Below are 11342 nucleotides of genomic sequence, written 5' to 3'. Positions count from 1 at the left end.
ATAGAAGAGAGAAGAGAGAAGAGAGAAGAGAGAAGAGAGAAGAGAGAAGAGAGAAGAGAGAAGATCTAAAACCGCAGGCACAAAAAAAGCGCCTTAGGCGCTTTCTTATATTTCACGGTGTTGCTTATCTCAATGTCGCTTGGGAGAGTTTTGCTCTCATTTCCATTTCACCAATATTGAACTGGCGAACATCAATGGTTGCAATATCATTGCACTCGTTACATGCATGATGACACTTACCATCTAGGTAGTCGTGCTTTTTAACTAGGCTTGGCTTTTTGCACCAATCACAAACGCCTTCTATTGTGAACATATTCTCTCCTCACCTGTTTAAGTCAGGTGTATTTTCGGCGCAGATTATGACACAAGTAAGACCCATTAGTTAATAGTTTGTTACCCGTTTTTGAGAGGGGGATCGATTGCAACACCAATAAAATCGATATCTTTGAGACCTTGAAAAATGAAGATGTGTTTTTATTTACGGTTTTGTAACATTTTGTAAAATGGTTTTTAGCGCATTGTTCAAACGTTTCATTTCTTCGTCACATCCGTGACCATCTGGATGGTAGATCTTTGATAGTTGTTTGTATCGGATCTTGATGCTTTTCTGGTCGGGGATTGAGCTAGGTGTGTAGCCAAATAGCGCGCAGGCCACCTGCAAACTACTCAGACCTTTGCTGTTTTTCTGCTTTTTCAATTCGTGGAACATAGTGTGCAGCTGGCGTTTTTGCTGCTTAATCGTAAGGTCCTTCGAGCTAAGCTGCGCTTCAAGTGATTGTTGTTGCTGTCGCGAATCACCCGACTTTAGAGCTTGTCTTTTTCTTGAGATAACGAGCGTCGCAATAATGCTGATGATTGAAATCAACACGGCCAACGCAGCACCAATCATATAGTCAGAGCTAGTTAGGTTAGAACTGGAGAGGTTAGAGCGTGATGCTTGGTTAGATTGAACGTGCTTAGATACCCCCTGACTGGTGTCTATTTCAGAGTCGATGCTGTCATCGAGCTGTTCTATTGAAGAGATCTGTTTTGCACGTTGCTGGTTGAATTGTGCTTCCAAAATGCGGTTGTAGCCCTCTTCTGCTTGTGGATTATCTTTTAAGGCTGCTTCATACCATAGCTGCGCTTTATCTAATGGTTGAAGGAGGTCTTGTTCTAGCGAGGATTCGTAGAGTTTTGCTACCTCGATAGGTGCGCGCTGGTTACCTTGCAACGCCGCTTTAATAAACCATTCCAAAGCAAGCTTGTTACTTTGTTCAACACCTGTACCTGCCAAGTACCATTCACCCAGTCTAAATTGCGCGTTTGGGTTGCCGTTTTCTGCTGACTGCGTGTACCAATACAATGCATCACTGGTGCTAACAGGAACGTCGACACCCGATTCATAAGCTTGAGCCAATTGGTATTGAGAAACTGGATCTTGAGGTTGTGATTCTAGTGAAAATTCATCACTGCTTGCTGCGTGCACGAAATGTGTGGTGGACAGTTGAATCGTGGAAAAGATGAGGGCTAGAAATAGAGCTCTAAGAAATGATAAGGGGGGAAAATTGGACACGATAAACAATGGGACCTCATAGTTAAGTCTAATACGATATGTGGTTGTCAATTAAGTCGTATCTTCTTCGGCGAGTGATACGACTAAAGTAATCACTATCAATACCCTAAGCCAATGTGCATCGGCTCTATGATTTAGTTATCTTTTTAGCTGCCTGGGTACCGCCAACTGGTCGATTAACAGACAATTTACGACCTTTCTTCAAACCAACTTCATAATCGGCGGTGAGGTTTTTCATCGCTTCTCTCAGTTGCTGCTTGAACGTTTCACGGTCGATATTTTTGAATTCTTTATCAATGTAGTTATTGATCTTGTTGTTTGATTCGTCGTCGGGAGTAATGGTTGGTAGCTTTTCAAGCGCACCTTCAACCCAGCCTGAAACAAACGAGTTCACGCGGCGTGTCACTTCTAAGGACCCTGTGCCAGAGCCAGCAAAGCTATTTCTGAATTGGCCGGTGTGTTCATTCAGTTCACGATAAATGATATCGAAAGCGAACGCTGCGAAGATCGCGCGGTCGGCTTCACCAATGAACTCAACACGCTTGAGGCCTTTATGATTCAGCAATACGGCTTCTACGCCAAATTTGGTGTTGATACCGCGAATAACACGCAGCAGTGTAGAACTGATATTTGCAGGTAACAGGTGACTGGACTGAGTTTTCCCCATCTTGATAAATTCAATATCGTCTTTTTCGAGACCATATTTCAGCATCAAGTTATGCGCCATTTTTATCGCATTGGCAGCTTCATTGACGTTCGCAGAATTTCCAAGCTCAAGACACTTGGCAATTTTCTTTAGGGCTTTTTTCTTATCCATCGACAATTTAATCAGTACCGCAAATTTTTAAAAGTCCAACATTTTACATGTTTTCGCGGGTAACAGAAAGGCAAAACTGGTTTGATGAACAAGGAAGGCGGTGAACATTGAACTGCATGAGCCCAGTTGGCGGTAAAAACAAAAACGCCATCAAGCGTATTGATGGCGTTAGTGACACGTTTTTTCAATATGTCTAGAGCATTCGTAAACTAGATACCCAGTTCATCGAGTAGATCTGCCGCAGAATCATTGCCAGAGCTTTGAGCTGGCTTGTTCGCTTCTTGCATTTTTTTCTGAGTCGCCTCAAGAATGCTATCTGGACATTCGTCTTCTGCGATTTCAAATTCTTCTAATTGAATGAACTCAGTCTTATCCATCGCAAGCTCAAGGTAGAAGATGTTGTTATTAGCGGTAGAGAAGGTCACACGACGAGCTTGTGGACGGTCGAGATTGGTATCAACAGAAAGGTTAACTTGCTTGTTCAGAGCCAGCATTTTCGGTTGGTTTTGTGTGATGTTGGTTTGCAGCTCTTTGCGGATTTTATTGGTGAAATCGCCAACTAATTGGTTCATCAACTCACCCAATACATCACCCACTTCGTCTGAAGTATGAAGCACAGCAAGCTCGTTTTCAGGCATGCCCATATTGCGCATGTAATTGGTGTAGATCTCTAGCGCTGCTTTGGACGTAAAATTAATAACAACGAGACCAGAAAAGCCGCCGTCAAACAGAACGAAGCAACCAAAATCTGGCTTTAGGCTTGTCTTGTTGATCTTTTGAACCATGGCTGAATAGGACACCTGAGAAGCCGTCGCTGAAGTCAGTACGCTTGAGACTGATTGGCATAGTTTAAGAAGGATATCTTCAGTTGTGACTGTTTTGTTTTTTTTCATTGTGATGTGCTCGTGGAGATGTCTTAAACAAAATGTTATTCAGTATATTGTTACTGAATTAAGACGAAAGTGACTATTTCTCCATTCTTGCACTGAGATTCTGATTTGATCACCTTTTTATATGATCTTAATAGTAGTAAAGTGACGAAATTCAAAGAAAATTATTAAAAATCTCAGATAACCCAATGCTGATAGGATCAGCGAAGTAGGGGCAGGAAGCAAATGTTACCAAGACTTCAACTCAATGCTGATGTCGATCCAGTTGTCGTACGCTTTTTAGATGAACTAAAAACAGCGGGCTTTACTGGCGACATTGAATCTCAATATTCTAGCCGTTTGGCTGTGGCGACTGATAACAGTGTCTATCAGCAATTGCCGCAGGCGGTCATCCTTCCTAAAACAACGCAAGACGTTGTGCTTATCGGTAAAGTGGTTTCTAAATCCGCTTACGAACGCGTGACTTTTTCCCCTCGTGGCGGCGGTACCGGAACCAACGGACAATCTTTAACAAAAGGTGTCGTGGTTGACCTGTCGCGATACATGAATAAGGTTCTTGAGATTAACGAGAAAGAGGGCTGGGTAAGAGTTCAGTCTGGTGTCGTTAAAGATCAATTGAACGACGCTGTTCGCCCTTATGGTTACTTTTTCTCTCCAGACCTTTCTACCAGTAACCGAGCAACCTTGGGTGGCATGATCAATACCGATGCTTCGGGCCAAGGGTCATTGAAGTACGGCAAAACGTCTGACCATGTATTGTCGCTGCAAGCGGTGTTCGCAGATGGTTCATGTCTAGAATCTGATTTATCACACGGCTTACCTGTAGAGGGTGAATTCGCTCACCATGCACTTGCGGTGACAGAGGCGGTTTGTCGAGACAAACGCGCTCAAATCTTAGATAAATTCCCTCCGCTGAATCGCTTCTTAACAGGCTATGACCTAAAGAATGCAATCAACGAACAAGATGACAGCTTTGACCTAACTCGCGTTCTATGTGGCGCTGAAGGTTCTTTAGCATTCATCACGGAAGCAAAGTTAAACCTAACCAAGATTCCAAAAGCGCGCACACTGGTTAACGTGAAATACAACACGTTTGATTCTGCGCTGCGTAATGCGCCGTTCATGGTGGAAGCGAAAGCACTGTCTGTTGAAACGGTAGATTCAAGAGTATTGAACCTAGCGAAGCAAGACATCGTTTGGCACACCGTGAGCGATTTGCTGACTGATGTTCCGAACAAAGAGATGCTTGGCATCAACATGGTTGAGTTTGCAGGCCAAGATGAAGCGGAAGTTGAACAGCAAGTTCAAGCGCTGACTGCACGCCTTGAAACCATGGTTGAAAGCGAAGAAGCCGGCGTGATTGGTTTTCAAGTTTGTAGCGATTTGGCGAGCATTGGCCGAATCTACAACATGCGTAAGAAAGCAGTGGGTCTGTTAGGTGCGGCGAAAGGCCGAGCTAAGCCAGTCGCTTTTGCTGAAGATACTTGTGTACCACCAGAAAACCTCGCGGATTTCATCTCTGAATTTAGAGTGTTACTCGATTCAAAAGAGTTGAATTACGGCATGTTTGGTCACGTAGATGCGGGTGTATTACACGTTCGTCCGGCATTGGATCTGTGTGATCCGATGCAAGAAGCCTTGATGCATGAAGTCTCTGATGAAGTGGTTAAGCTGGTGGCGAAATACGGCGGCTTAATGTGGGGTGAACACGGTAAAGGCTTCCGTTCGGAGTATGGCCCAGACTTCTTTGGTGAAGAGCTGTTTACCGAATTAAGACGTGTTAAAGCAGCATTCGACCCGCACAACAAGATGAACCCAGGCAAGATCTGTACGCCTTTAGAAAGTGACGCTGAATTGGTGAAAGTCACCGATACCAAGCGTGGTTTCTACGACCGTCAGATCGACGTACAAGTGCGTGACAGCTTCAAGCAAGCAATGGAATGTAACGGTAACGGCTTGTGTTTCAACTACGATACTAGCTCGCCAATGTGTCCTTCAATGAAAGTTACGGCTGACAGACGTCATTCACCAAAAGGCCGCGCAGGCTTGGTAAGAGAGTGGTTGCGTCAACTGACTGAACAAGGCGTTGATATTCTTGACCTTGAGCAAGAAGCGTTGAAAGACAATACACCCGTTAAGACTATGATTGAGCGTGTTCGTAACACGATGAACAAACGCCACGAATACGATTTCTCACATGAAGTTCATGAAGCGATGAACGGTTGTTTGGCGTGTAAAGCGTGTGCGAGTCAATGTCCGATCAAAGTCGATGTACCAAGTTTCCGCTCACGATTCTTGAACATCTATTACTCCCGTTACCAACGCCCTGTAAAAGATTATCTAGTTGCCAACATTGAAACCATGCTGCCGCTGATGGCGAAAGCGCCAAAAGTAGTGAACGCTGCATTAGGTCAAAAGTGGATCCAAACGGCAACAGCTAAAACGGTCGGTTATGTTGATGCACCATTGATGTCGGTGCCTACGCTACAAAATCGTCTAGCAAGTAAAGAGCTACAACTCTTCGACTTACAGTATTTAGAAGGCTTGTCTTCTGAACAGAAGAAACAGCATGTGCTGATCGTTCAAGATCCGTTTACCAGCTTCTATGATGCTGAGGTGATTGAAGACTTCGTCACTTTGGCTCAAAAGCTGGGCAAAACACCGGTACTGCTGCCGTTCAAACCGAATGGTAAAGCGCTACACATCAAGGGCTTCTTAAATCGTTTTGCACGTGAGGCGAAATCGACTTCTGATTTCTTGTCGATGGTGGCGGATATCGGAATTCCTTTGGTCGGTGTTGATCCTGCTCTTGTGCTTTGTTACCGCGATGAATACGTCGAGATCTTAGGTGGCAAGCGCGGCGACTTTGATGTGCTTACTGTGCATGAATGGTTAATGCCATCGCTAGGTGAGTTCGAAGCACGCTCAGCAAGTGAAGATATGTGGTACTTGTTTGCTCACTGTACTGAGAAGACCAAAATGCCGAACGCTGAAAAAGAGTGGGGTACTATCTTCAAACACTTTGGGGCGGCGTTAACCAGCGTTCCTGTCGGCTGTTGTGGTATGGCAGGAACTTTCGGCCACGAAGTCGATAAGCTACAAATGTCGAAAGACATATATGGTTTAAGCTGGAAGCCTCAAATGCAGGACTTACCAAAAGATCGTTGCTTGGTGACGGGCTATTCTTGCCGCAGCCAAGTGAAGCGTTTTGAAGGTGAGAAGCTTGCTCACCCATTACAGGCGCTAGCAAAAATTCTCTAATACATTTAGCCCAGCAATTGCTGGGCTTTTTTCTAAACTAACAAAGGAATGTTAATAAGGAAAAGTATGAAATTTCTAGAATTAAAAGTACCACCAGTTGCACTGTTCATTATTGTATTCGTAGCATCATACTTCTGCGCTCAACAGTTGAGCCAAGGGACACTGGCATTGCCTCATGGAATGATTGTGTTAGGAATCGGAGTCACATTGAGTGGTGTGATCGGAATATCCGGCATATTGGAATTTCGAAAACAGAAAACCACCGTTAACCCGATCAAAGTCGAAACCGCTTCAGCCGTCGTGGACAGTGGAATTTTTGGCTACACGCGAAACCCAATGTACTTAGGGTTGTTCATCCTGCTATTTTGCTTTGGCTACTTCTTCCAGAATATCTTCAGTGTACTACTTAGCTTTGGCTTCGTAATCTACATGAATTACTTCCAAATCAAACCCGAAGAGCGAGCACTAGAACAATTATTCGGCGCAGAATATGTTGATTACAAACAAAAGGTTAGACGCTGGATTTAGTGATGATTTGAGTGCTGGCTTAGTAATCGAAATAAAAAAGCCCAGCTTGAGATTATCAAGCTGGGCTTTATTGATCTTGTTCTAGAGCTGATTAAGCAGCGGCTGTGAACTGAGCTAGAAACATCTCTTTGCGTTCGTTGAAGCGGTTTACTAGGTCGTCTACAGAAGCTTGGTCGTATGGCTTAAGGCCACTTGCTACCATGCGTTTCACGCCTTTACCTACCACTTCGCCGTCCTCTTTGAAATCGAAGTTCAGTGTCACGATGCCACGCTTGCCTTCAACATCAAAAGTCGCACCAGAGAATTCAACTTCTGGGTGAGATAGGTCTAGGCGAGTAAATTCAACTTCCATGCTCTCGTAAATAACAAGAGGGCGTTGGCAGTTGATCATCATCTGTTGCTCTTCCATAAGAGGAACCATGATGTGTGGGAAGTTCATACCAGAGAACTTAACGTAGTTTGTTACTACGTGTTCGATGAATGCTTGATCGTGGCTTTTCTCACCTTCACAAGACATGTGTAGGTACTCTTTGCCTTTCTCGTCAACCAGTGAGCTTTCTTTTTCACACTTGTTGTCAACGCTAAGCGCAATACCGTTACCAACCATACCTGAAAAATCAAAACGCATTTTTTGGCTGATACCTTCTTTCTGCAGAAGAACTGCAAACAAAAGATCGCCAGGCACGCAGAAGCGCTTGTTGTCTTCATCGTGAATTGGGTTGAAGTCAGCGGCTACTTTTTTAGCAAAGTGGCTAGCCTGTTCACGAGTGAATTGAAATTGATTGTCTTCAGTAGAAAAGTAAGGTGTCAGAAACATAGTATCGCTATTAGTCATCAAATCTGGGGTGGATTATAGCTAACTAACTTCGTTCTAATGGTCTATCCAGTTAACTTTGCTTATATATCAGTCAATTAGATAAATACGTTGGATGGTATGTGACGACTTTAAGAGAGATATGGCCTCTGGCTCAATGCAACAAGGGCTAATCGATAGCCCTTGTTTATATGACACTCTAATGAGTGTTGTTCAGAATGTTTTTGCTTTAAAAGCTACACAAAGTGCCTTCTGGCATTAGGTGATTATGAACGGATAATTTGAGCAATAAGTTCGCTTGTTCAATATCCGGTGCAAAATATCTGTCTTTGTCGTAGAAGCTGACTTTTTCACGCAAAATCTGTTTCGCTTCTTCCACACGAGGAGAAGATAGATTCGGAGCGCGGAAGTCTAGCCCTTGTGCTGCTGCTAAATATTCTACAGCCAATATCCCACGGGTATTTTCAGCCATGTATCTAAGTCTACGTGCTGCGAAGGTTGCCATTGATACGTGGTCTTCTTGGTTTGCTGATGTCGGAAGGCTGTCTATTGACGCAGGATGCGCTAAGGTTTTGTTCTCACTCGCCAATGCTGCAGAGGTAACCTGAGCAATCATAAAGCCTGAATTAACGCCGCCGTTATCGACCAAGAAAGGTGGAAGTTTGCTTAGTGCGCTATCAATCAGCAGTGCCATTCTTCGTTCAGAAAGGCTACCAATTTCTGCAATCGCAAGTGCTAGGTTATCCGCTGCCATTGCCACAGGTTCTGCGTGGAAGTTACCACCTGAAATAATGTCGCCGTCTTCAGCAAATACCAGTGGGTTATCCGATACCGAGTTCGCTTCAACGTTTAACGTTTCTGCTGAATTACGAATTTGCTGTAAACAGGCACCCATCACTTGAGGCTGACAGCGCAACGAGTAAGGGTCTTGAACCTTTTCACAGCAAGTGTGTGATTCACCAATCTCACTCTTTTGATCAAGCATATGGCGATAAGCAAGCGCGGCATCCATTTGACCACGATGACCACGAACGCGATGAATTCGAGGGTCAAACGGACGACGACTACCCAGTGCAGCTTCAACAGACATTGCACCACATACGGTTGCAGACGCAAACAAGTCTTCCGCTGCGAACAGACCTTCTAATGCAAAGGCAGTCGATGCTTGTGTGCCGTTTAACAGCGCTAAGCCTTCTTTCGGCGCAAGTGTGATTGGCTCCAAGCCAGCGATCTGCATTGCTTCTAAGCCAGTGATGATTTTGCCGTTGTGGCGCGCTTGGCCTTCACCTAGAAGTACCGTACTCATGTGGGCGAGGGGAGCAAGATCTCCAGATGCACCTACTGATCCTTTTTGTGGAACACATGGGTAAACCTGTGCGTTCACAAGATCGATAAGAGCATTGATGACCTTGAGTCGGATACCCGAGTAACCGCGAGACAAGCTGTTAATCTTCAATACCATCATCAAGCGTACGGTTTCATCAGACATGAACTTGCCAATGCCCGCAGCGTGAGAAAGTACGATACTTTTCTGTAGAACTTCGAGATCTTCAGGCGCAATCTTGGTGTTTGCTAATAAGCCAAAACCCGTGTTGATGCCATACACAGTGCGGTCTTCAGCAATCACTTGTTCGACAACTTGCATGCTCGCTTCGATATCCGGGATTGCTGCAGGATCGAGTGATAAGTTCACAGGGCTACGGCTGATTTTTCGAAGTTCAGATAGGCCAAGAAGTCCTGGCTTAAGTAATAAGTTCAACATGTTCTCTCCAGACATTAAAGGCGACGAAGTTCTTCGTTTAGCATAGGTAAATCAAGCTTCTGCTCTTTGGCACATTGCTTGGCAATATCGTAACCTGCATCAGCATGACGCATAACGCCGGTTGCTGGGTCATTGTGAAGTACGCGAGCAATACGCGGTGATGCATCTTCACTGCCGTCACAACAAATCACCATGCCTGAGTGTTGCGAGAAGCCCATACCAACGCCACCACCGTGGTGCAAAGAAACCCAAGTTGCGCCGCCCGCTGTGTTCAGAAGGGCATTCAATAGAGGCCAATCTGATACGGCATCTGATCCATCCATCATGCCTTCTGTTTCGCGGTTCGGGCTTGCTACTGAACCTGAATCTAGGTGGTCACGACCGATAACAACTGGTGCTTTCAGTTCGCCATTTTTCACCATTTCATTGAATGCTTGGCCTAAGCGTTCACGATCTTTCAAGCCAACCCAACAAATACGCGCAGGCAGGCCTTGGAACTGAATGCGTTCACGCGCCATATCTAGCCAGTTATGTAGATGTGGGTTGTCTGGAATCAGTTCTTTTACTTTTTGGTCTGTTTTGTAGATGTCTTCTGGGTCACCAGATAGTGCCGCCCAACGGAAAGGACCAATACCTTCGCAGAATAAAGGTCGAATATAAGCCGGAACGAAACCTGGGAAATCAAACGCGTTTTCTACGCCTTCTTCCAGTGCCATTTGGCGAATGTTATTACCGTAATCCACGGTCGCTGCGCCGCGGTATTGCAGGTCTAACATCGCTTGTACTTGAATCGCCATAGATTGCTTAGCGGCTTTCACCACTTTTGCTTCATCAATGGAGCGCTCTTGTGCGGCTTTCTCCATCGTCCAACCTTGCGGCAAGTAGCCGTTAAGAGGATCGTGGGCAGAGGTTTGGTCAGTCACCACATCAGGTGTGATATTGCGTTCAACTAACTCTGGGAAGACGTCTGCGGCGTTACCTAATAAGCCAACAGAGATTGGCGTGTCTGACTCTTTAATCATTGCCATCGCTTCATCTAAGCTGGTGGCTTTTTTGTCTACATAGCCAGTACGCAAGCGGTAGTCGATTCGTGATTCATCACACTCCACTGCGATCATTGAGAAGCCAGCCATCGTTGCAGCAAGAGGTTGAGCGCCGCCCATTCCACCAAGACCGCCCGTTAGAACCCACTTGCCGTTTGCTTCACCTTGGAAGTGCTTCTTCGCGATAGCGACAAAGGTTTCGTAAGTACCTTGAACGATGCCTTGTGAACCAATGTAGATCCAGCTGCCCGCCGTCATTTGGCCGTACATCATCAAGCCTTCTTTATCGAACTCGTTGAAGTGTTCCCAGTTCGCCCAGTGTGGAACAAGGTTCGAGTTAGCGATCAGTACGCGAGGTGCGTTTTTATGAGTCGGGAACACGCCCACAGGTTTACCGGATTGAACAAGTAACGTTTGGTCGTCCTCTAAACGCTCTAATACTTCAACAATCTTGTCGTAACATTTCCAATCACGTGCTGCACGACCAATACCGCCATACACAACCAGTGCATGTGGGTGTTCTGCCACATCAGGATCTAGGTTGTTCATTAGCATACGAAGGGGTGCTTCTGTTAACCAAGATTTTGCGCGCAAAGTGGTGCCATGAGGTGCGCGAATTTCGCGAGTCGTGTCGAGACGAGGGTCACTGTTGTGGTGTTCCGTCATTTTGGA

The 11342-nt window shown here is 45.2% G+C and carries 8 protein-coding genes and 2 pseudogenes; 2 read left to right on the top strand and 8 right to left on the bottom strand.

The window, feature by feature from the left end:
* Positions 1-124: 124 nt before the first annotated feature.
* From AB6D58_RS02200 to AB6D58_RS02180, 5 genes and pseudogenes are all read right to left on the bottom strand, one after another.
* The gene (locus AB6D58_RS02200; protein ID WP_017059767.1) at positions 125-313 is read right to left on the bottom strand and encodes a hypothetical protein; all 189 of its coding nucleotides are present in this window, start codon (positions 311-313) and stop codon (positions 125-127) included.
* A gap of 165 nt (positions 314-478) precedes the next feature.
* Positions 479-916: pseudogene (locus tag AB6D58_RS02195) on the bottom strand (hypothetical protein); the annotation flags it as partial.
* Between the two features lie 80 nt (positions 917-996).
* Positions 997-1564: pseudogene (locus AB6D58_RS02190) on the bottom strand (tetratricopeptide repeat protein); the annotation flags it as partial.
* 118 nt (positions 1565-1682) lie between these two features.
* Positions 1683-2372, bottom strand: a complete 690-nt coding sequence (locus AB6D58_RS02185) for a DUF2786 domain-containing protein (protein WP_017059769.1) — start codon at positions 2370-2372, stop codon at positions 1683-1685.
* Positions 2373-2581: 209 nt separating this feature from the next.
* Complete coding sequence (locus AB6D58_RS02180; protein ID WP_017059770.1) at positions 2582-3265, bottom strand: DUF3334 family protein; 684 nt, start codon at positions 3263-3265, stop codon at positions 2582-2584.
* A 222-nt stretch (positions 3266-3487) separates the two neighbouring features.
* On the opposite strand from AB6D58_RS02180, the gene AB6D58_RS02175 reads away from it, so the two are divergent.
* Entirely contained in the window at positions 3488-6523 is a 3036-nt protein-coding gene (locus AB6D58_RS02175; protein ID WP_372156411.1) for an FAD-binding and (Fe-S)-binding domain-containing protein, read from the top strand.
* A gap of 66 nt (positions 6524-6589) precedes the next feature.
* On the top strand, positions 6590-7051 hold the full coding sequence (locus tag AB6D58_RS02170; RefSeq protein ID WP_017059772.1) for an isoprenylcysteine carboxylmethyltransferase family protein: 462 nt from the start codon (positions 6590-6592) through the stop codon (positions 7049-7051).
* A 91-nt stretch (positions 7052-7142) separates the two neighbouring features.
* On the opposite strand, the gene AB6D58_RS02165 is transcribed toward AB6D58_RS02170, so the two are convergent.
* From AB6D58_RS02165 to hutU, 3 genes are all read right to left on the bottom strand, one after another.
* Positions 7143-7868, bottom strand: coding sequence for a DUF3581 domain-containing protein (locus tag AB6D58_RS02165; RefSeq protein ID WP_016792117.1), 726 nt, complete (start codon positions 7866-7868; stop codon positions 7143-7145).
* A 226-nt stretch (positions 7869-8094) separates the two neighbouring features.
* Positions 8095-9627 carry a histidine ammonia-lyase gene (gene hutH, locus AB6D58_RS02160; protein WP_372156409.1) on the bottom strand — a complete coding sequence of 511 codons (1533 nt, stop codon included), beginning with the start codon at positions 9625-9627 and terminating at the stop codon, positions 8095-8097.
* 14 nt (positions 9628-9641) lie between these two features.
* Complete coding sequence (gene hutU / locus AB6D58_RS02155) at positions 9642-11336, bottom strand: urocanate hydratase (protein WP_372156407.1); 1695 nt, start codon at positions 11334-11336, stop codon at positions 9642-9644.
* Positions 11337-11342 lie beyond the last annotated feature (6 nt).

Source organism: Vibrio sp. 10N.239.312.D08 (assembly GCF_041466145.1).
GTDB lineage: Bacteria > Pseudomonadota > Gammaproteobacteria > Enterobacterales > Vibrionaceae > Vibrio > Vibrio crassostreae_C.
This window is presented reverse-complemented; position numbering and strand designations above follow the sequence as displayed.